The organism is Streptococcus sp. HMSC10A01 (assembly GCF_001807785.1).
In the GTDB taxonomy this organism is placed as follows: Bacteria; Bacillota; Bacilli; order Lactobacillales; family Streptococcaceae; genus Streptococcus; species Streptococcus gordonii.
Genome location: NZ_KV790983.1, coordinates 1 through 21090, shown reverse-complemented (window position 1 = coordinate 21090; position 21090 = coordinate 1). Strand labels below are relative to the sequence as shown.

The following is a 21090-nucleotide window of genomic DNA, read 5'->3' as shown; positions in this document are numbered from 1 at the left end:
ACTATGAGTAAGGAAAATAAAAAGCCTGAAAGCCAAGAGCAAGAATCTATTTTAGATTTTGAAGAAGCTAAGGAAATGACTATTGGTCAGGCTGCCAGAAAAAGTGAAGAATTAGAAGCTGGCGTCAAAGAAGATGATAGTGTTTTAGACAAATATATCAAGCAGCATCGTCAAGAAATTGAAGCTGGAAAGTATACAGCGACCGTCCAAGCTCAAAAGAAACAAGACGAACAGGCTGAAGAAGCGAAAAAAGAAACAGTTTCAACCGATGAGATGAAAGAAGAAGTTATAGCTTCTCCTAAGAGTCCTGGGTTAGAAGCTGAGGTCAGCCAGGCCTTTTCTGACGAGCCCGAAGATAAGACTCAGGTGGACTTAGAGCCTGTTGCTCCAGTATCTACAGCAGTTACAGAGGATTCTTATGAAGAAGATGATGAAAAGACAGGCTCTGGTAGTAAAAAGGTCATCTATGCCCTAGTAGCTCTTCTGGCTGTAGCTGGAATTGCGGCAACTGCGTATTTTGCGATGAATCGTAATCAGGCAGGCAAAACAGTAACGAGCTCCAGCAGTCAAGCAAGTAAAAAGACTAGTTCAAGTAGTTCAAGTTCTGAAAACAGTGCTTTGAAAAAATTTAATGATTTGTATGATTCTTTCTTTACTGATAAGAATAAATTGGCTATTAAAAACAGTAGCTTTGCCAACTTGGATCAATTAAAAACGGCACTTGAAGCCCTGAAAAATGATAAGGAATATACGGTTGCTAAGGCTAAATATGATAATCTAGTAAAACAAATCTCAGCAATTCAAGCAGTCAATTCTCAGTTTGAAACGGCTGCGATCAAAGATGGTGTTTTAGATACCAATGCAAAAGTTAAGGGAGACGCGACTTTTACTGAAACTAAAACGGGTAATGATAATTTAGATAAGTTAATCAGCTCTGCCATTAGTCAAGGAAAGGGTCAGCAAACAGTCACTCAAGCAGCTGGAGGTCAAGGAACTCCTTCCAACACAGCTCCAGCACCTGCTGAAACCACTCCAACAGCACCGACCACTAATAATGCGGATCAAGGCGTAATCACGGGTGGTTCTACTGGATATGGAGGACTGTCCAGCACTGGTGTTCCTTTGCAGAGAAATCTAAGCCGTGTTCCTTATAATCAGGCTGTGATTGATGATGTCAATAATTCCGCTTGGGTCTTTAATCCAGGTATTTTGGAAAAAATCTTAAAAATTTCACGGGAACGTGGCTATATTACTGGCGATCAATATATCATCGAACGTGTTAATATTATAAAAGGAAATGGCTACTATAATCTCTTTAAGCCAGACGGAACCTATCTCTTTAGTATTAACTGTAAAACAGGTTATTTTGTAGGAAATGGTCCGGGTTATGCGGATTCTTTAGACTTTTAGAAATAAAAAATCTCAAGCTAAAAAATTAGTCTTGAGATTTTTTTGTTATTAAAGGATCAAATGACATGGCGTTCGAAAGCGTTATCTGAGATCCCTTGTTTGAGGATTAATTTAGCCCACTCCTTGGCAGAAAAAAGGCTGTGATCTTTATAGTTTCCGCAAGACTCAATCGTAGTTCCAGGGACGTCCTCCCAAGTAGTGGTTTCAGCGATTTCTTCAAGGCATGATTTGATCACTTGGGCGATTTCGGATGGGGTATGACGTCCCCACATGATCATATGGAAACCAGTTCGACAACCAAAAGGAGAGCAATCAATCATTCCATCAATGCGTTTACGGATAAGCATGGCCAGCAGGTGTTCAATGGTATGGAGACCTGCAGTTGGAATGGAATCTTCATTGGGCTGGACAAGTCGGATATCAAAATTGGAAATGACATCTCCTTTTGGTCCGCTTTCTTCTCCAATGAGTCGTACATAAGGGGCCTTAACGATTGTGTGATCAAGCTCGAAACTTTCAACAATAACTTCTTTAGACATAAAAGTCTCCTTTGTAATCAATTTCTATAGTTCGATTATATCAAATATTTTTGCAAAAAAATAATTTTTGACAAGAATAAGGTGGCACAAGGCTTTGCCAAAAACTTAATAAAATAATATAAGAAATCGCTCTCTTTTTTACCAAAATCAGTTTGTTAATTTATCAAATTTATGATAAAATAATTAAGAATTTTCGAATTCAATTTAAAATAAATTAATGAGGTAAAAACATGGAAATGATTTTCGCTCTTGTTTTTGCCGTCATCATTGGTTTAGTCATTGGATATGTAAGCATCTCGGCTCGAATGAAATCTTCAAAAGAAGCCGCGGAACTTACTCTTTTGAATGCTGAACAAGAAGCAACGAATTTACGCGGTCAGGCCGAGCGTGAAGCAGATATCATTTTGAAAGATGCAAAACGCGAGACTAATTCGCTTAAAAAAGAAGCACTTTTGGAGGCAAAAGAAGAAGCCAGAAAATATCGAGAAGAAGTTGAGGCAGAGTTTAAGTCTGAGCGTCAAGAGCTGAAACAAACAGAAAGTCGTTTGACAGAACGTGCAGCTAGCCTTGATCGAAAAGATGATAACTTGACCAACAAAGAGAAGTTGCTCGAGCAGAAAGAACAAAGTCTTTCAGATAAAACTAAATACATTGATGAGCGGGAAGAACAACTAGCTGAGCTTGAAAAACAAAAAGAAGCTGAACTAGAAAGAGTTGCTTCACTATCGCAGAACGAAGCACGTGATCTGATTCTTGCTCAAACAGAGGAAAAGCTAACCAAAGAAATTGCGATGCGTATTCGTGAGGCTGAACAAGAGGTTAAAGAACGCTCTGACAAGATGGCCAAAGATATCTTGGTTCAAGCCATGCAGCGGATTGCTGGTGATTATGTGGCTGAGCAGACCAACTCAACGGTCCACTTGCCTGATGATACTATGAAGGGACGGATTATCGGTCGTGAAGGACGCAATATCCGCACTTTTGAAAGTCTTACAGGAATTGATGTCATTATCGATGACACTCCAGACGTTGTAACCCTATCTGGATTTGATCCTGTTCGCCGTGAAATTGCTCGTATGACGATGGAAGCCCTCCTCAAAGATGGACGGATTCATCCAGCTCGTATTGAAGAGCTAGTCGAGAAGAACCGTTTGGAAATTGATAATCGTATTCGTGAGTATGGGGAAGCAGCAGCCTATGAAATTGGAGCTCCAAACCTTCACCCTGATTTGATGAAGATCATGGGACGATTGCAATTCCGCACGTCTTATGGACAAAATGTCCTTCGTCATTCAATTGAAGTGGCGAAGTTAGCAGGAGTCATTGCTGGTGAACTTGGTGAAAATGCAACTCTGGCACGCCGGGCTGGTTTCCTTCACGATATCGGAAAAGCAATTGACCGAGAAGTGGAAGGAAGTCACGTTGAAATTGGTACCGAGCTCGCTCGTAAGTACAAGGAACATCCAGTTGTGGTCAACACCATTGCTAGCCACCATGGAGATGTAGAAGCTGAAAGCGTGATTGCAGTCATTGTTGCTGCAGCGGATGCGCTCAGCGCTGCTCGTCCGGGTGCTCGTAGCGAGTCACTAGAGAGCTATATTAAACGCTTGCATGACTTAGAAGAAATTGCGAATGAATTCGATGGTGTTAAGACAAGCTTTGCTTTGCAGGCGGGTCGTGAAATCCGCATCATGGTTCATCCTGAAAAGATCAAGGATGATAAGGTGACGATTTTAGCACATGATGTTCGTGAGAAGATTGAAAATAATCTGGAGTATCCAGGAAATATCAAGGTTACGGTCATTCGTGAATTGCGTGCCGTTGATTATGCTAAGTAGAGAAACAGCTTTCGAGCTGTTTTTTCTTTTAGTAGCTTATAATCATCATAAAAAGCAGTTGAAATATCTCTTGTTTTTTGTTACACTAGGTAAAAGACTGTGAAGGAGACCAAATGACGGAACGTGGCTTGTTAATCGTTTTTTCTGGACCATCTGGTGTAGGAAAAGGAACGGTTAGACGTGAAATTTTTGAAAGCTCAGAAAACCAATTTCAATATTCTGTATCCATGACGACACGTCCGCAACGTCCAGGTGAAGTGGACGGTGTGGATTATTTCTTTAGAACTCGCGAAGAGTTTGAAGAGTTGATCCGTCAGGGTCAGATGTTGGAGTATGCTGAGTATGTCGGTAACTACTACGGGACGCCATTAACCTATGTCAACGAGACCTTGGATAAAGGAATCGATGTCTTCCTGGAAATTGAGGTGCAAGGTGCCTTGCAGGTCAAGAAAAAAGTTCCAGATGCTGTCTTTATTTTTTTGACACCTCCGGATTTGGAAGAATTACAAGACCGTTTGGTTGGTCGCGGGACGGACAGTGCAGATGTCATTGCTAAGCGGATTGAGAAGGCGAAGGAAGAAATTGCCCTCATGCGTGAGTATGACTATGCTATCGTCAATGATGAGGTCAGTCTAGCGGCCGAACGAGTTAAGAGAGTGATTGAGGCGGAGCATTTCCGTGTGGATCGCGTGATTGGCCACTATCAAGACATGGTAAAAAATTCTGCAGCAGTAAGATAAAGATTAGAAATTAGGTAAAAAATTATGATGTTAAAACCGTCTATTGATACCTTGTTGGACAAGGTACCATCAAAATATTCATTAGTAATTTTGGAAGCAAAGCGTGCACACGAGCTTGAGGCTGGAGCTACACCGACTCAGGACTTTAAATCTGTCAAATCAACTCTTCGAGCTCTAGAAGAAATTGAGTCTGGTAATGTCACAATTCACCCAGATCCAGAAGGAAAACGTGAAGCTGTTCGTCGCCGTGCAGAAGAAGAACGCTTGCGTAAGGAAGAAGAAGAGCGTAAAATTAAAGAACAAATCGCTAAAGAAAAAGAAGAAGGCGAAAAGATTTAAGATTGGGGGAACTCAATCTTCTTTTTTCTATTCCAGCTATTTTTTCGGTATAATAGAGAGACGTATATTTTTGAGCAAATAATTAGCTAATACTTAAAAGTGAGAAAGGAAGGAGAGGAAATGCTAGTTGCTAAAGTTATCGTAGATGTGCCCTTGATGCAGACTGACAAACCTTTCAGTTACGCAGTTCCTCAAGAGTTTTCTCAAACCTTGCAAGTCGGGATGAGGGTTCATGTTCCTTTTGGAAAGGCCAATCGTTTGATTCAAGGGATTGTTCTTGCTATTGAGGAGGAAGAGGGCTTTGGCTTAAAAGAACTTGTGGAAGTTCTTGATTTTAGTCCGGTTTTAAACGAAGAGCAACTCTGGCTGGCAGATGAGCTACGTAAAACAGTCTTCTCTTACAAAATTTCCATTTTAAAAGCCATGTTACCTAATTTTCTTAACTCTTCCTACGACAAAATACTCTATCCGACGGAAGCGATGTCTTTAGAGGAGAGACAAGAGATTTTTGGTGAACAGGCTAGTCTTCGCTTTTCTGATTTAGATAAGGAACGGCAAGCAACCTTTATGCGCTTGAGCCAATTAGGACGGATTCGTATGGAGTATCAGGCAACAGATCAAAAACGAATCAAAGCAGAGAAATGGTATAGGGTGGATCACAATTCTTTAGAGACGATGGACATATCCAGTCGTGCCAAAAGAAAGCAAGAGTTAAAAGAGTATTTACTGCAGCAAAACGAAGCTCAGTTGCTGGCAGATTTGCGGGAAAAATTTTCTAGAGAAGTGATTCAATATTTTATAGACCAGAATGTGATTGTTGTCGAGGAAAAAGAAGTCAGTCGAACAGCAAGCTATTTTGAAAGAGAGAGACAGGACCAAGAATTACAGCTCAATAGTGAGCAAGAGCACGCTGTCGCTGCCATAACTGAAAAGATTGGCCAAGTTGCAAATCCGATCTTGCTAGAAGGAATCACAGGAAGTGGCAAGACAGAAGTCTATCTTCAAGTAATTGAACAAGTCTTACAAAAAGGGAAAACTGCTATCATGCTGGTTCCTGAAATCTCTCTGACTCCACAAGTGACGGATCGTTTTATTGCCCGCTTTGGCCAACAGGTGGCAATCCTTCATTCAGGTTTGTCTAATGGTGAAAAATATGACGAATGGCGTAAGGTAGAAAGAGGGGAAGCCCAGGTCGTTGTTGGCGCGCGCTCAGCTGTCTTTGCTCCTCTCAAAAATATTGGTGCGATTATCATTGATGAGGAGCACGAATCTTCATACAAGCAGGATTCTAATCCGCGTTACCATGCTCGAGAAGTTGCTATTCTCCGAGCTCGGTATAATCGGGCGGCTTTAGTTCTGGGATCAGCAACGCCAAGCTTGGAAAGCAGAGCAAGAGCGGGGAAGGGTCGGTATCAATTTTTAAGGCTGACTAAACGGGCCAATCCCCTAGCCAAGGTTCCGCAAGTTGAAGTCATTGATTTTAGGGATTATATTGGTCAAAATGATGCTAAGAACTTTACCCCTCCGCTTTTAGAGGCTATTCAAGAACGTTTGGATAGAAGGGAGCAAGTTGTTCTAATGTTGAACCGCAGGGGCTATTCAAGTTTTATTATGTGCCGAGAATGCGGGACAGTGGACACTTGTCCAAACTGTGATATCTCTTTAACGCTTCATATGGATACCAAGACCATGAACTGTCATTACTGCGGTTTTGTCAAAGATATCCCCTATGCCTGCCCTAACTGTTCCAGCAGGAGTATGCGCTACTATGGAACGGGGACGCAGAAAGCCTATGATGAGTTGAAAACAGCCTTTCCTGATGCGCGGGTCTTGAGAATGGATGTGGATACGACTCGGAAAAAAGGCAGTCATGAAAAGATTTTAGAAGCTTTTGGGCGAGGAGAAGCTGATATCTTGCTGGGAACCCAGATGATTGCTAAGGGCTTGGATTTTCCAAATGTAACCTTGGTTGGGGTATTAAATGCGGACACAGCTCTGAATTTACCAGATTTTCGTTCTTCTGAGCGTACTTTTCAGCTTTTGACTCAAGTAGCTGGTCGAGCAGGCCGCGCTGAAAAGGAAGGCCAAGTTTTGATTCAGTCCTACAACCCCCACCACTATGCTATATCGTATGCTAAAAAGCAAGATTACGAAGGCTTTTTTAACTATGAAATGAACATTCGCAGGCAGCTTGGCTATCCGCCTTATTATTTCACAGTTGGTTTGACCTTATCCCACAAAGATGAAGAATTTCTAGTAAAAAAATCCTACCAAGCTTTGGATATTTTGAAGCAGGGGCTGTCTGACCAGGTTAAAATACTGGGGCCTACACCCAAGCCAATTGCCCGAACACATAATCTTTTTCATTATCAGATTCTGGTGAAATATCGTTTTGAAGAGAATTTGCAAGGAACTTTAAATAAGATTTTGGAATGGACTCAGGAACGGGACAACAAGGACTTACGTTTCAGCATTGATAACGAACCACAAAACTTTATGTAAAAGGAAATAAGTATGACAAAACTAATATTTATGGGTACACCTGACTTTTCTGCTACGGTCTTAAAGGGATTGTTGGAAAGTGACCAATACGAAGTTTTGGCTGTTGTGACTCAGCCAGATCGAGCAGTAGGGCGGAAAAAAGAAATTCGAATAACGCCAGTGAAAGAAGTGGCTTTATCTTATGGATTGCCAATCTATCAGCCGGAGAAATTATCTGGAAGTCCAGAAATGGAAGCAATCATGAATCTAGGTGCTGACGGAATTGTAACAGCAGCATTTGGACAGTTCCTTCCTAGCAAACTTCTTGCAATCATGAATTTTGTTGTCAATGTTCATGCTTCTCTTCTGCCCAAACACCGTGGCGGGGCACCAATCCATTACGCCTTAATTCAAGGTGATAGGGAAACTGGTATTACAATCATGGAAACAGTCAAAGAGATGGATGCAGGAGATATGATTTCCCGCCGAAGTATTCCAATCACTGATGAGGATAATGTCGGCACTTTGTTTGAGAAACTGGCCATTGTTGGTCGCGATTTACTTTTGGACACATTGCCGGCTTATCTTGCTGGGGATATTCAGCCTGAAGCTCAGGATCCAAGTCAGGTTACGTTCTCACCAAATATCAGACCTGAAGAAGAAAGACTGGATTGGAACAAGACCAATCGTCAACTCTTTAATCAGATACGCGGGATGAATCCTTGGCCTGTAGCTCATACTCTATGGCAGGGCGGAAGATTTAAAATTTATGAAGCAGAATTAGCAGATGGAGATGGCCAGCCAGGAGAGATTTTAGAGATTGGGAAAAGGCAACTACTTGTTGCAACTGGAGAAGGGGCACTCGCCCTTAAGACAGTTCAGCCAGCTGGAAAACCCAAAATGACTATCTCAGATTTTTTGAATGGTGCTGGCCGAAACTTAGCAGTAGGAGATAAGTTTGGAAACTAGAAGAAAAAGTGCGCGACAGGTGGCTTTAGAGGTGTTAGAAGAAGTATTTGATCAAGGAGCTTTTTCGAATATTGCCCTCAATAAGGCTCTCAAGAAGGTTCAGCTTTCTCAACAAGATAAAAGTTTGGTGACAGAACTTGTCTACGGAACAGTTGCTCGTAAGCTGACTCTTGAGTGGTATCTGTCCCATCTAATTGAAGACCGGGATAAACTAGACTCCTGGCTATACATTCTTTTGCTCTTGAGTCTTTATCAAATGCTGTATTTGGATAAGATTCCAAATCACGCTCTTATTCATGAAGCTGTTGAACTAGCTAAAAAACGAAAGCTAGGAAGCGATAAGTTTGTTAATGCTATTTTGCGTCGGATAGAACGTGAAGGTGTAGCTGACGTTGAAACGATTAAACGGAAGAACAAGCGCTATTCTATCCAATATTCGACGCCAGTATGGCTAGTTAAGGCTTTAATAGAAGAGTATGGTGAAGAACGTGCCCTGGCCATTTTAGCGAGTCTTTTTGAGCGGAATAAAGCCAGTATTCGTGTGACAGACTTGGCTCGTAAAGAGGAACTAAAAGGACTTTTACAGGCAGAAGATTCTCTCTTAGCTCCGTCTGCTTTGGTTAAAAATCAAGGTCACTTTGCTGGTCACGAATTGTTTACGTCTGGCCTAATTACAATTCAGGATGAATCTAGTCAGCTGGTGGCACCAACTTTAGGTATTGAAGGAGATGAAAGAATCTTAGATGCTTGCAGTGCGCCTGGTGGCAAGACTTTACACATGGCTTCATATTTAAGTACTGGGGAAATCATAGCCCTAGACTTGTATGAGCATAAGCTTCAATTGATCGAAGAAGCAGCTACTCGGTTGGGTCTCGCTGATAAAGTTCAAACGAAAAAGCTTGATGCTAGAGAAGTCTATCAGAAATTTGGCAAGGATGCCTTTGATAAGATTTTGGTTGATGCACCATGTTCTGGAATTGGTCTGTTACGGCGAAAACCGGATATCAAATATAACAAAGAAAATGCAGATTTTCTCTCTTTACAAAAAATTCAGCTAGAGATACTAGATAGTGTTTGTAAAAGTTTGAGAAAAGGTGGTATAATAACTTATAGTACCTGCACTATTTTTTCACAAGAGAATAGTCAAGTAGTTTCTAAATTTTTAGAGAAACATCCTAACTTTGAGCAGGTAAACTTAAAACATGAAAGAAAAGATATTCTAAAAGATGGGTGTATTTTAATTACTCCCGAATTATATGGAAGCGATGGCTTTTTTATCAGCCAGTTTAGGAGAATATCTTGAAAGAGGAGGATACTAACAGAATGGAAATAGCATTATTAACAGATGTTGGTAAAAAACGTACAAATAATCAAGACTTCGTAAATCATTTTGTGAATCGCTCTGGGATGCCTTTGATTGTCCTAGCAGACGGCATGGGTGGTCACCGTGCTGGAAATATTGCAAGTGAAATGGCCGTGACAGATTTGGGTGCTGCTTGGGTCGATACGCAGATTGATTCTGTCAATGGTGTGAGAGATTGGTTTGCTGAGCACTTGGAAGCAGAAAATAAAAAGATTCATGAAGTTGGACAATCAGACGAGTACAAGGGAATGGGAACGACACTTGAGGCCATTGCGATTATTGGCAATCAAGCAATTTATGCTCATATAGGGGATTCCCGTATCGGATTGGTCCGTGGAGAAGAGTACAAACAACTAACAAGTGACCATTCTTTAGTCAATGCTCTTTTGAAAGCTGGTCAGATTACAGCTGAAGAAGCTGAACGTCATCCCCAACGAAATATCATTACCCAATCCATCGGACAAAAAGATGAAATTCAGCCCGATTTTGGAATAATCACTTTAGAAGAGGGCGACTATATCGTGGTTAACAGTGATGGTTTATCAAATATGGTAGCTGGAAGTGAAATCTATGATATTCTAAAAAGTGATCTTACTTTGCCAGAAAAAGCTCAAACTTTAATTCGCTTTGCCAATAATGCAGGAGGTCTGGACAATATTACAGTAGCTCTTGTGTACTTTGACAAGGAGGAAGAAGCATGATTCAAATCGGCAAAATTTTTGCCGGGCGATATAAAATCATCAAACAAATTGGCCGAGGCGGGATGGCAGATGTCTATCTTGCCAAGGATTTGATTTTAGATGGTGAAGAAGTGGCGGTTAAGGTTCTTAGAACCAATTACCAGACGGATCCTATCGCTGTTGCACGTTTCCAACGAGAAGCGCGTGCCATGGCGGATTTGGATCATCCACATATCGTTCGCATCACCGACATTGGTGAAGAAGATGGCCAGCAATATTTGGCTATGGAATATGTAGCTGGCTTGGATCTCAAACGATACATTAAAGAGCACGCTCCTTTGTCGAACGAGGAGGCCGTTCGAATTATGGGGCAAATTCTTTTAGCCATGCGTTTGGCACATGCTCGTGGGATTGTTCACCGAGATTTGAAACCGCAAAACGTTCTCCTGACACCTGATGGAAATGCCAAGGTAACGGACTTTGGGATTGCGGTTGCCTTTGCAGAAACAAGTTTGACCCAAACAAATTCCATGCTTGGCAGTGTCCATTATTTGTCTCCTGAGCAGGCGCGTGGTTCGAAAGCAACTTTCCAAAGCGATATTTATGCGATGGGGATCATCTTTTATGAGATGCTGACTGGTCATATTCCTTATGATGGGGATAGTGCAGTGACGATCGCTCTACAACATTTCCAAAAACCATTGCCGTCCATTATTGCTGAAAACGCCAATGTTCCGCAGTCTTTGGAAAATGTTATTATTAAGGCTACTGCTAAAAAGCTGACAGATCGATATCAGAGTGTTTCGGATATGTATGTAGATCTGTCTAGCTGCCTGTCACCTGAACGACGGAATGAAAAGAAACTGATGTTTGATGACGCGGTAAAAGCGGATACTAAAACACTTCCGAAGATTCCACAAGTCACACCTCCTGTAGCTTCTAGAGTAAATAATGATCCAGCTACAGATGTTGAACAGAAAGTCCCTCAAGTTGCACCGCCAACAAAACCTAAGAAAAAGCATCATTTGAGAGCGAGATACAAGGTTTTGTTAGCTGCAGTATTTCTGGTCATTGCTGCTTTTCTAGCTTTGCTCTATCTAACACCATCTAATAAGCAGGTTCCAGATGTTACTGGCAAGACAGTTGCTGAAGCTAGAGAAGCGATTGAAAAAGTCAATTTAAAAGTTGGCGAAGAAATAGAAGAGAATAGTGATGAAGTAGCTTCTGGAATGATTATTCGAACAGATCCAGTGGCAGGGACTCAGAGAAAAGAAGGCAGCACGGTTAATTTAGTTGTTTCTAAGGGAGCTAAAACGCTGATCATGGAAGACTATACTGGTCAAACTACTGCCCAAGCTGTTGAAAGGCTCACGGATGTTCTAAAAGTTCCAAAAAACAATATTAAAGTTGAAGAAGTTGAAACAAACGATGCAGAAGAAGGAACAATTTTTGAACAGACACCAGCTGCGGGAGCTACCTATGATCTCACTTCAAATACGAAGATTGTTTTAAAAGTAGCCAAAGCAGTATCAACGATTGAAATGCCAAACTTTGGTAGTCTTCAATATACTTATGCAAACGCTCGAAATTATCTGATTTCTCTAGGAATTCCATCTAGTAACATTGAAAGAGTCGTGGATCGTTCGGTTGTGTCGAGTCAATCTGATTTGGTGACATCACAATCTCCAGCAACTGGACCAGTTAATCCTAAGAAGGTAAAAGTAACCTTATATGTCACTGAAGCAACTACTCAAAGTTCAAGTTCTAGCTCAAGTTCGAATTCTAACTCCTCATCAAGTAGTAAGAATACGTCATCGTCAAGTTCTTCAGAGGATGAAACTTCAGCATCAAGTTCGACACATGGTGATTAAAAAAGCAACCTCCTTGGTTGCTTTTCTTATGGCCTTCCTCTGAAAGTTGAGATTTTCTGGAATGAATAAGAATTGAGCTGATGTCTGGAAATTTAGGATTCATGCTCAGGTCTGAGGAAAAAATAGTAAAATTTGATACAATAGAAAAGTAGAAAGGATAAGTATGATGAGAAAGATTCAGTTTTTTGTGTTAATTGAAGCAATTTTACTGACAATGGCTTTTATTACGGTTGTTGCAGGCGATTTTTCTCGACTTGTCCTTCTCTCAATTTTGTTTTTGCTCTTTCTCTATTATTATTTTGGCAGGCAAAGAGGTAACTTTTTCCTAGTTACAGCTTCCATTCTCTTTTTTCTTATTATTATGCTCAATCCATTTGTCATTGCAGCAGTTCTATTTGCTGTTGTTTATGGTCTGATTGTTGCTTCGCCCTATATATACAGAGAAAATGAAGCGACACATCTAGTTTTTGAGCAAGATACAGTTGTAAAAAAAGAGAAAAATCGTTGGCTTGGGGATATACATCATTTTTCCTCCCACGATAGTTGCCGATTTGACGATATTAACCTTTTTCGAATGGTAGGGAAAGATACTATTCATCTGGAAGAGGTAATTTTAACCAATCATGATAATGTTATTATCTTGCGAAAAGGGATTGGTGACACAAAAATTATTGTTCCAGTTGATGTGGCAGTCAGTTTAAAGGTCAATAGTTTATACGGGGAACTCTCCTTTTTAGGGCAGACTGTTCGAGAATTGAGAAATGAAAGTATTTCTCTGACTACGCCAGATTTTGACAGAGCCAATAAAAGCGTTAAAATTGTCATTGCCAGCCTTATTGGAAATGTTGAGGTCGTTCGCAAATGAGGAAATCTTATTATTTTATACTCTTCTTTTATTCCTTTCTTGTTTTGGCCGTTATCGTTCAATATGTCTTCAGCCTTTTCAGTTTTCAATGGCAAACAGTTCTGGAAGATTTTGAAACGCTACAAAAATTTATCTTCTTCATTTTCTTTTTAGCTCTTTCCTTGACTATATTACTCTTGCTGATTATGAAGTTTGTACAGATTGTAACCTTAACATCTATCAGAAGAAATATTCGAAATATTCTAGATGGCCAAGAAGTTGAGAAAAGTAATCAGGAAGATATTGATTACGGATTTGAAAAAATTGCTGCTAAAATGGCTTTGTTAACAGAAAATCTGCAGAAATCTGAAAATCAAGTTCTTCAAAATGAAGAGGTGATTATTGAGAAAGAACGTCGCCGTATCGCTAGAGATCTCCATGATACGGTTAGTCAGGAGCTTTTTGCAGCGAATATGATTCTATCTGGTGTCTCAGGTCAACTGGGAACTTTGGAAAAAGAAGCGGTAGAGCAGCAATTAAAAGGAGTGTCTTCCATTTTGGATACTGCCCAAAAAGATTTGCGAATCTTGCTACTACATCTTCGGCCTACAGAATTAGAAGGTCGAAGTTTGGTCGAAGGTTTGGAAGTGATCTTGAAAGAGTTAGTTGATAAGAGTGAGATCGAAGTCAACTTTGAACATAGAGTTGATTCCATCCCTAGACAGATTGAAGAACATATCTTTCGAATTGCGCAAGAGATTATTAGCAATACCCTTCGCCATGCTAAGGCTAGTCGTTTAGATGTCTACTTATATCAGAACAGACACGAAGTTCAGCTAAAAATGGCTGATAATGGTATTGGTTTTCACAGAGAAAAGCTAGATGAAATAAGTTATGGCCTGAAAAATATTGAAGAGAGAGTTCATGATATGGCAGGAGATATTCAAATTCTGACTGCTCCTAAACAAGGGGTTTCAATTGATATTCGAGTACCTTTACTAGATAGAAATGAGAATTAGTATGAAAATTTTATTAGTAGATGATCACGAAATGGTTCGTTTGGGCTTAAAAAGCTACCTAGACTTACAAGCAGATGTTGAAGTGGTGGCAGAAAGTTCTAATGGTCGTGAGGGAGTTGAGCAGGCTTTGGAGCTGAGACCAGATGTCATCATCATGGATATTGTTATGCCAGAGATGAATGGTATCGAGGCTACTATGGCTATTCTAGAAACTTGGCCTGAGGCAAAGATTTTGATTTTGACTTCCTACTTGGATAATGAAAAGATTTATCCTGTTCTGGATGCTGGAGCTAAAGGTTACATGCTGAAGACATCTAGTGCAGATGAGATCTTACATGCTATCCGAAAAGTAGCTAGAGGAGAAATTGCGATTGAAACAGAAGTCAGTAAAAAAGTTCAGTACCATCGCAATCACATTGAATTACATGATGATTTAACCGCTCGAGAACGAGATATTTTGGGGCTTCTAGCCAAGGGCTATGAAAATCAACGCATTGCTGATGAGCTTTATATTTCTCTAAAAACAGTAAAAACTCATGTTTCTAATATCTTATCAAAATTGGAAGTGAGCGACCGGACTCAAGCTGTTGTCTATGCCTTCCAGCATCACTTAGTTCCTCAGGAAGACTTTTGATAAGGGAGAAAAAGTCTTCCGATTTTGAGAGCAGTCCTCTGGCCGTATTTATGGTATAATGGGAACATCGCAAATAAAGAGGGATATATGGACGCAAAATTAAAATACAAGGCTAAGAAAATTAAAATTGTTTTCTTTGACATTGATGATACTTTGAGGGTAAAAGATACAGGTTTTATGCCGGCGAGTATCCAACAAGTATTTAAGTCTCTGAAAGAAAAAGGTATCTTGGTAGGGATCGCTTCAGGTCGTGGGATTTTTGGTGTGGTGCCCGAGATTCGTGAACTAGAACCTGACTTTTTTGTGACCCTAAACGGTGCTTATGTAGAAGATAAAAAAGGACAAGTTGTTAGTGAGCAACCAATTCCCCAGAATATAGTAGAGAAGTACATTGCTTGGACTAAGAAAGTTGGAATTGAATACGGGCTTGTTGGCAGTCATGGTGCCGCTCTTTCGGCTCGCAGCCCAATGATTAATCAAGCTATTGATGTTGTTTACCAGAATCTACCTGTTGATCCTGACTTTTACCAGTCAGAAAAGATTTATCAAATGTGGACTTTTGAGGATCAAGGAGATAGTTTACAGCTACCTGCGGATTTATCAGGAGATTTACGATTGGTTCGTTGGCACCCGAATTCCTCAGATGTTGTTTCGATTGCTGGCTCCAAGGCGACAGGAGTCCAAAAGGTTATTGAAAAACTTGGTTTAAAACCTGAAAATCTCTTGGTTTTCGGTGATGAGTTGAATGACCTAGAGCTATTTGACTATGCTGGTATGAGTATTGCTATGGGGAACTCACATCCAAAAATTTTTGAGAAAGCAGATTATATTACAAAAACAGTAGAAGAAGATGGCATCTTTGATGCTTTGGAGAAATTAGGTATGGTAGAAAAAGAATTGAACTTCCCTCAAGTGGAAATTGAAAATAATAAAGGACCTTTTGCAACAATCAAGACAAATCTAGGTGACATGAAATTGGTCTTGTTCCCAGAACAAGCTCCTAAAACGGTAGCTAACTTTATCGCTTTGTCAAAAGATGGCTATTACGATGGTGTCATTTTCCACCGTATTATTCAAGATTTCATGATTCAAGGTGGAGATCCTACAGGAACAGGAATGGGTGGCGAATCGATTTATGGCGAAAGATTTGAAGACGAATTTTCGCCAGAATTGTATAATATCCGTGGCGCTCTTTCTATGGCTAATGCTGGACCAAATACCAATGGCAGTCAATTCTTCATCGTGCAAAATTCTAATCTGCCGTACTCAGCAAAAGAATTGAGTCGTGGGGGCTGGCCGGAACCTATCGCAGAAATCTATGCAAATAAAGGTGGTACACCACACTTGGATCGTCGTCATACAGTGTTTGGTCAGTTACTAGACGAACAATCCTATCAAGTTTTGGATAAGATTGCTCAGGTAGAGACTGGAGCGATGGATAGACCAGTTGAAGATGTTGTTATCGAGACAATTGAGGTTGAAGACGAATGAAGATTGGTGATAAATTAAGGGGGACCATTACAGGAATCCAACCTTATGGTGCCTTTGTTGAACTTGAATCTGGTATTACCGGATTGATTCATATATCCGAAATTAAAACAGGATACATAGAAAATATTCATGATCTTCTAGCCATAGGAGACACTGTGCAGGTGCAAGTCCTTGATTTCGATGAATATACTAAGAAGGCTAGCCTATCAATGAGAACATTGGAAGAAGAAAAACATCGCCTCCCTAAGCGCCATCGCTTTTCGAATGACCGTCATAAGTTTGGCTTTGCCCCTCTTGCTAAGAGTATTCCGACATGGACTGAGGAAGCCCTTCAGTTTCTATCTAATCAAAAAGATGAAAAAGAAAATCATCCTGAATGTTAGGATGATTTTTTTATTTATCATTCGTTTGTAAAATTATTTGTCAAATTCATATAAAGCAGTTGACAAATAGCGTTCACCATTATCTGGAGCAAGGGCTAGAACTTTTTTACCTTTCCCTAGTTTTTTAGCAACTTCAATTGCTGCATAAATTGCTGCTGCAGATGAAATACCAACGAGGAAACCTTCTTTGCCACCAATATGACGGCCAAAGTCTAAAGCCTGTTCAGAAGTAACTCGCACAATTTTATCATAGCCATCAGTATCGAGGGTTTCAGGGATAAAGCCGGCAGAAAGTCCTTGGATTTTATGTGGTCCAGGTTTTTCACCAGATAGAACAGCAGATTCGTCTGCTTCAACCGCATAAATCTCAATTGCAGGATTTGCTTTTTTAAGGGTATGGGAAACTCCTGAAATAGTTCCTCCTGTTCCGACTCCACCAACAAAAGCATCCAATCCAGTATCACCAAAGGCCGCTAGAATTTCTACACCAGTAGTTCTTTCATGTACTTCAGGGTTAGCAGGATTATTAAATTGAAGTGGCAACCAAGCATTTCTTTCCTCAGCAATTTCCTCTGCTTTTGCAATAGCTCCCTTCATTCCTTCGCTTCCTGGAGTCAAGACTAACTCAGCTCCGTAAGCTTGGATGATTTTACGACGCTCAACACTCATCGTTTCAGGCATGACAATAACAACCTTATAGCCTTTTGCTGCTCCAACCCAAGACAAACCAATTCCAGTGTTTCCACTGGTTGCTTCAACAATAGTTGATCCAGGTTTAAGAAGTCCATCACGCTCTGCTGCCTCAATCATACTGAGAGCAATACGGTCTTTGACAGAAGAGCCAGGATTAAAGGCTTCTAACTTTACGTATACATCAGCAGCTCCCTCAGGAACTAAATGATTAAGTTTGACAATGGGAGTATTTCCGATTAGTTCGGTAATGTTATTATAGATTTTAGACATAAGTACACCTCATGAAATAGAATTAAGAAAAGTATAAAATGAAAATTGGAATTTGTAAAATATAAAAAAGCTATGGCTATCATAGCTTTTTTTTATATCAAGAAATAATAGGAACTTCTACTTGACGAATTCCTTGGTTACTCAACTGAACTTTACCATTGAAAAATTCGATCAGGCCTTCCTCAATTCTATTTTGATCTTCTTTATTCACAAAAATAGTGGTAGCTACAGAATCCGTAAACTCCGTATCAAATTCCATTAAGTTTTCAGATTTTAAAAAATTAGCATACTCTTGATATTGACTATAGGACAACTGAAGTCTCAATCCTACTTGCTCTTTAATTTCTACCAGTCCAATTTCTTTAACTGCTAGAGCGACGCTTCCTGCGTAAGCTCGAATCAATCCTCCCGCGCCTAATTTAATTCCGCCAAAATACCGAGTTACGACAACGCAAAGATTGGTTAACTGATGACTTTCCAAGACTCCCAGCATGGGAACACCAGCAGTACCACTTGGTTCACCGTCATCACTAGTTCTCTTGATTTCACTTTTTTCTCCCAAAATAAAGGCAGAGCAGTTATGAGTGGCCTTGTAGTGCTCTTTTTTTATGGTGTTTATAAAGTCTCTGGCTTCTTCTTCAGATTCTACCCGCTTTACATGACAGATAAAACGAGATTTTTTGATTTCCTCTTCAACTTGACCATTTTCTTTGATAGTTTTAAATTCCATGATTTCATTGTACAAAAAATCAAGGATTTTTCCAAGAAAATACGAATAAAAAGATATGTTAGAATTGCAAGATTGTTTAGGGCGAATTTTTACTAAAGAACAGTTACCTCCTGAACTACTTAAGAAAGCTAAAAGACTATCATCAATTTTTGAAAAAAAGGGAGAACTCTTTTGTTCTCGCTGCTACAGTCAGATTGATAAGGAAAGATATTTATTGCCAATTGGTGCATATTATTGTAGAGAATGCATTCTTCTAGGGAGAGTGCGTAGTGACGAAGATCTTTATTTTTTTCCACAAGAGTCTTTTCCTTTTATATCGAGTTTGAAATGGCTTTGGCCAATTGACAGAATATCAGGAAAGAGTTTCTAAAGGGTTACTTGAAGGAGTACAAAATAAGCAGGATACTTTAGTCCACGCTGTAACTGGAGCAGGAAAAACAGAGATGATATATCAAGTGGTTGCTCAGGTGTTAGATCAAGGAGGTGCTGTCTGTATAGCTAGTCCTCGGATAGATGTCTGTTTGGAACTTTACCGGCGTTTAAAAGAAGATTTTTCATGTGATATTTCCCTATTGCATGGGGAGTCCGACCCCTATTCACGGAGTCCCCTAGTGATTGCAACAACTCATCAATTATTAAAATTTTACCAAGCATTTGATCTACTCATTGTTGACGAGGTGGATGCCTTCCCTTATGTAGATAATCCTGTGCTTTATCATGCAGTCGAGCAAGCAGTTAAAAATGAAGGAACTACTATATTCTTGACCGCAACTTCAACAGATGAGCTTGATAAAAAAGTTCAAAAAGGAATTTTAAAAAGGTTAAGTTTGCCAAGACGCTTTCATGGAAATCCCTTGATTATCCCACAAAAAGTATGGCTTTCTGATCTAAATAAAGACCTTAAAAAAGCTAAGCTACCAGCTAAGTTAGTCAAGTATCTGAGAAAACAAAGAAAAACAAAATTTCCACTCTTAATTTTTGCTTCGGAGATTAAGAAAGGACAAGAGATAAAGCAAGTCTTACAAAAATATTTTCCAGAAGAAAATGTAGGTTTTGTAGCTTCTACAACGGAAAATAGATTAAAAATAGTGCAAGATTTTCGAGATAAAAAGATAAGTATATTAGTAACAACTACAATTTTAGAAAGAGGGGTTACTTTTCCATGTGTAGATGTAATTGTTTTAGAAGCTAACCATTGTCTCTTTACAAGGAGTGCTTTAGTACAAATTGGCGGGCGAGTAGGAAGAAGTATGGAACGACCGACAGGTGACTTGCTATTTTTCCATGATGGCACTAATATACAGATAGAAAAAGCAATCAATGAAATTAAAGCAATGAACAGAGAGGCCGGATTATGAGACAATGTCTACTCTGCTTATCCCTATTAGAAGAGCAGTTAAATTTTATAGATTTATTACAATTAAAAAGAAAAGAAAATAACGTTTGTCAAGAATGCTTAAATACCTTCGAAGAAATTCCAGAAGAAAATTGTCCAAGCTGTTATAAAGCTGGGGACAAAAACTTGTGCCAAGATTGTCAGTACTGGCAGGAAAGAGGGTTAGAAGTGGCTCATAAAAGTTTGTACACTTATAATAAGGCTATGAAAGACTATTTTAGTCGTTACAAATTTCAAGGAGATTACCTATTAAGAAATGTGTTTGCCTTAAGTATAAGAAGAGAATTAAAAAAATACCAAAGTTACACAATTTTAAACCTTCCTTTAAGTGAAAGTAAGATGAAAACAAGAGGGTTCAATCAAGTGTCTGGATTGCTTGAAGCTGCACAGATACCTTATCAAGAACTATTAAAGAAAAAAGAAAGCCAGACTCAGTCTAGTAAAAGCAGAAAAGAGAGATTAGAAAACACAGGTAACTTTTACATGATTGAAAATACGAAAATCCCCCCAAAAATTTTACTTGTAGATGACATCTATACAACAGGTGCAACCTTACAGGATGCAAAAGTGACATTATTTGAAAACGGAGCGAAAGAAATCATGACATTTTCACTAGCGAGATAAGAAAAAAATTTGCAAAAACATAATGAAAGCGTTATAATTAATATATAAAAAGAAAAATTTTATGTTTAGAAAGAAGGTACTTATATGATTAAATATAGTATCCGTGGTGAAAACCTTGAAGTAACAGAAGCAATCCGTGATTACGTAGTTTCTAAACTGGAAAAGATTGAAAAATACTTCCAAGCTGATCAAGAACTTGATGCACGTGTAAATCTTAAAGTCTACCGTGAAAAAACGGCTAAGGTTGAGGTGACAATTCCGCTTGGTTCAATAACTCTTCGCGCTGAAGATATCTCACAAGATATGTATGGCTCAATTGACCTAGTAGTTGATAAAATTGAACGCCAAATTCGCAAAAATAAAACTAAAATTGAAAGAAAAAATAGAACTAAAGTTTCAACAAGTCAAATCTTTACAGATGCAGTAGTAGAAGAAGTTGATGAAGCACCTGCAAAAGTTGTTCGTTCAAAACACATTGATTTGAAACCGATGGATTTAGAAGAAGCACTTCTTCAAATGGAGTTGCTGGGACATGATTTCTTCATTTATACGGATGTAGATGATAACACAACAAATGTCATCTACCGTCGAGAAGATGGAGATCTTGGTTTACTTGAGGTAAAATAATGAGTTTTAGAAAAGCTGGACCACTGTCCAGCTTTTTGATTATATAATATTAAACAAAGGCTTCAAAAAATAATTTTTTAAAAAAGCTAAAAAAAGTTCAAAAAAGTAGTTGACAGTTTAGCGAGTAGATGATATACTAAGATAGTTGT

At 39.4% G+C, this 21090-nt stretch carries 19 protein-coding genes and 1 pseudogene; 17 read left to right on the top strand and 3 right to left on the bottom strand.

Annotation, left to right across the window (positions count from 1 at the left end; translation table 11 throughout):
• Positions 1–3: 3 nt before the first annotated feature.
• Positions 4–1410, top strand: coding sequence for a cell division site-positioning protein MapZ family protein (locus HMPREF3108_RS07295; protein WP_138109262.1), 1407 nt, complete (start codon positions 4–6; stop codon positions 1408–1410).
• 56 nt (positions 1411–1466) lie between these two features.
• Here HMPREF3108_RS07295 and HMPREF3108_RS07290 read toward each other — a convergent pair whose 3' ends face one another.
• Positions 1467–1949 carry an S-ribosylhomocysteine lyase gene (locus tag HMPREF3108_RS07290; protein WP_008808586.1) on the bottom strand — a complete coding sequence of 161 codons (483 nt, stop codon included), beginning with the start codon at positions 1947–1949 and terminating at the stop codon, positions 1467–1469.
• 230 nt (positions 1950–2179) lie between these two features.
• Between HMPREF3108_RS07290 and HMPREF3108_RS07285 the strand changes: the two genes are divergently transcribed.
• The 13 genes from HMPREF3108_RS07285 to HMPREF3108_RS07225 all read left to right on the top strand — a co-directional run bounded on the left by HMPREF3108_RS07285 (position 2180) and on the right by HMPREF3108_RS07225 (position 16601).
• Positions 2180–3787 carry a ribonuclease Y gene (locus HMPREF3108_RS07285; protein WP_045772969.1) on the top strand — a complete coding sequence of 536 codons (1608 nt, stop codon included), beginning with the start codon at positions 2180–2182 and terminating at the stop codon, positions 3785–3787.
• Positions 3788–3900: 113 nt separating this feature from the next.
• Positions 3901–4527: a guanylate kinase gene (gene gmk / locus HMPREF3108_RS07280; protein WP_008808588.1), complete on the top strand. Its 627-nt coding sequence runs from the start codon at positions 3901–3903 to the stop codon at positions 4525–4527.
• A gap of 24 nt (positions 4528–4551) precedes the next feature.
• The gene (rpoZ, locus tag HMPREF3108_RS07275; RefSeq protein WP_008808589.1) at positions 4552–4866 is read left to right on the top strand and encodes a DNA-directed RNA polymerase subunit omega; all 315 of its coding nucleotides are present in this window, start codon (positions 4552–4554) and stop codon (positions 4864–4866) included.
• 120 nt (positions 4867–4986) lie between these two features.
• A complete protein-coding gene (locus HMPREF3108_RS07270) occupies positions 4987–7368 on the top strand; it encodes a primosomal protein N' (protein WP_048778741.1) in 2382 nt (793 codons plus the stop codon).
• Between the two features lie 12 nt (positions 7369–7380).
• Positions 7381–8316: a methionyl-tRNA formyltransferase gene (fmt, locus tag HMPREF3108_RS07265; RefSeq protein WP_070494107.1), complete on the top strand. Its 936-nt coding sequence runs from the start codon at positions 7381–7383 to the stop codon at positions 8314–8316.
• Positions 8306–9619 (top strand): 16S rRNA (cytosine(967)-C(5))-methyltransferase RsmB, encoded by a 1314-nt coding sequence (rsmB, locus tag HMPREF3108_RS07260; protein ID WP_048778738.1) that lies wholly within the window; start codon positions 8306–8308, stop codon positions 9617–9619. Before fmt ends, rsmB begins: the two co-directional genes overlap by 11 nt.
• Before the next feature lie 20 nt (positions 9620–9639).
• Positions 9640–10380 (top strand): Stp1/IreP family PP2C-type Ser/Thr phosphatase, encoded by a 741-nt coding sequence (locus HMPREF3108_RS07255; RefSeq protein ID WP_070494441.1) that lies wholly within the window; start codon positions 9640–9642, stop codon positions 10378–10380.
• Complete coding sequence (gene pknB / locus HMPREF3108_RS07250) at positions 10377–12230, top strand: Stk1 family PASTA domain-containing Ser/Thr kinase (RefSeq protein WP_070494104.1); 1854 nt, start codon at positions 10377–10379, stop codon at positions 12228–12230. Before HMPREF3108_RS07255 ends, pknB begins: the two co-directional genes overlap by 4 nt.
• A 166-nt stretch (positions 12231–12396) precedes the next feature.
• Positions 12397–13095: a cell wall-active antibiotics response protein LiaF gene (gene liaF / locus HMPREF3108_RS07245; RefSeq protein ID WP_045506061.1), complete on the top strand. Its 699-nt coding sequence runs from the start codon at positions 12397–12399 to the stop codon at positions 13093–13095.
• Entirely contained in the window at positions 13092–14093 is a 1002-nt protein-coding gene (locus HMPREF3108_RS07240; protein ID WP_070494102.1) for an envelope stress sensor histidine kinase LiaS, read from the top strand. Before liaF ends, HMPREF3108_RS07240 begins: the two co-directional genes overlap by 4 nt.
• A 1-nt stretch (position 14094) precedes the next feature.
• Complete coding sequence (locus HMPREF3108_RS07235) at positions 14095–14727, top strand: response regulator transcription factor (protein WP_070494100.1); 633 nt, start codon at positions 14095–14097, stop codon at positions 14725–14727.
• A gap of 87 nt (positions 14728–14814) precedes the next feature.
• Positions 14815–16218 (top strand): bifunctional Cof-type HAD-IIB family hydrolase/peptidylprolyl isomerase, encoded by a 1404-nt coding sequence (locus HMPREF3108_RS07230; RefSeq protein WP_070494098.1) that lies wholly within the window; start codon positions 14815–14817, stop codon positions 16216–16218.
• Entirely contained in the window at positions 16215–16601 is a 387-nt protein-coding gene (locus HMPREF3108_RS07225) for a S1 RNA-binding domain-containing protein (protein WP_012000099.1), read from the top strand. The genes HMPREF3108_RS07230 and HMPREF3108_RS07225 overlap by 4 nt, the downstream gene beginning before the upstream one ends.
• 33 nt (positions 16602–16634) lie before the next feature.
• On the opposite strand, the gene cysK is transcribed toward HMPREF3108_RS07225, so the two are convergent.
• Positions 16635–17564 carry a cysteine synthase A gene (cysK, locus tag HMPREF3108_RS07220; protein ID WP_048778723.1) on the bottom strand — a complete coding sequence of 310 codons (930 nt, stop codon included), beginning with the start codon at positions 17562–17564 and terminating at the stop codon, positions 16635–16637.
• Positions 17565–17661: 97 nt separating this feature from the next.
• Positions 17662–18294, bottom strand: a complete 633-nt coding sequence (locus tag HMPREF3108_RS07215) for a YigZ family protein (protein ID WP_045772978.1) — start codon at positions 18292–18294, stop codon at positions 17662–17664.
• Between the two features lie 55 nt (positions 18295–18349).
• Between HMPREF3108_RS07215 and HMPREF3108_RS07210 the strand changes: the two are divergent.
• The 3 genes and pseudogenes from HMPREF3108_RS07210 (at position 18350) to hpf (ending at position 20941) form a co-directional block, all read left to right on the top strand.
• Positions 18350–19652 (top strand): annotated as a pseudogene (locus HMPREF3108_RS07210) (DEAD/DEAH box helicase).
• Positions 19649–20314 (top strand): ComF family protein, encoded by a 666-nt coding sequence (locus tag HMPREF3108_RS07205; protein ID WP_048778718.1) that lies wholly within the window; start codon positions 19649–19651, stop codon positions 20312–20314. The pseudogene HMPREF3108_RS07210 and the gene HMPREF3108_RS07205 overlap by 4 nt, the downstream one beginning before the upstream one ends.
• 84 nt (positions 20315–20398) lie before the next feature.
• Positions 20399–20941, top strand: a complete 543-nt coding sequence (hpf, locus tag HMPREF3108_RS07200; RefSeq protein ID WP_012000104.1) for a ribosome hibernation-promoting factor, HPF/YfiA family — start codon at positions 20399–20401, stop codon at positions 20939–20941.
• Positions 20942–21090 lie beyond the last annotated feature (149 nt).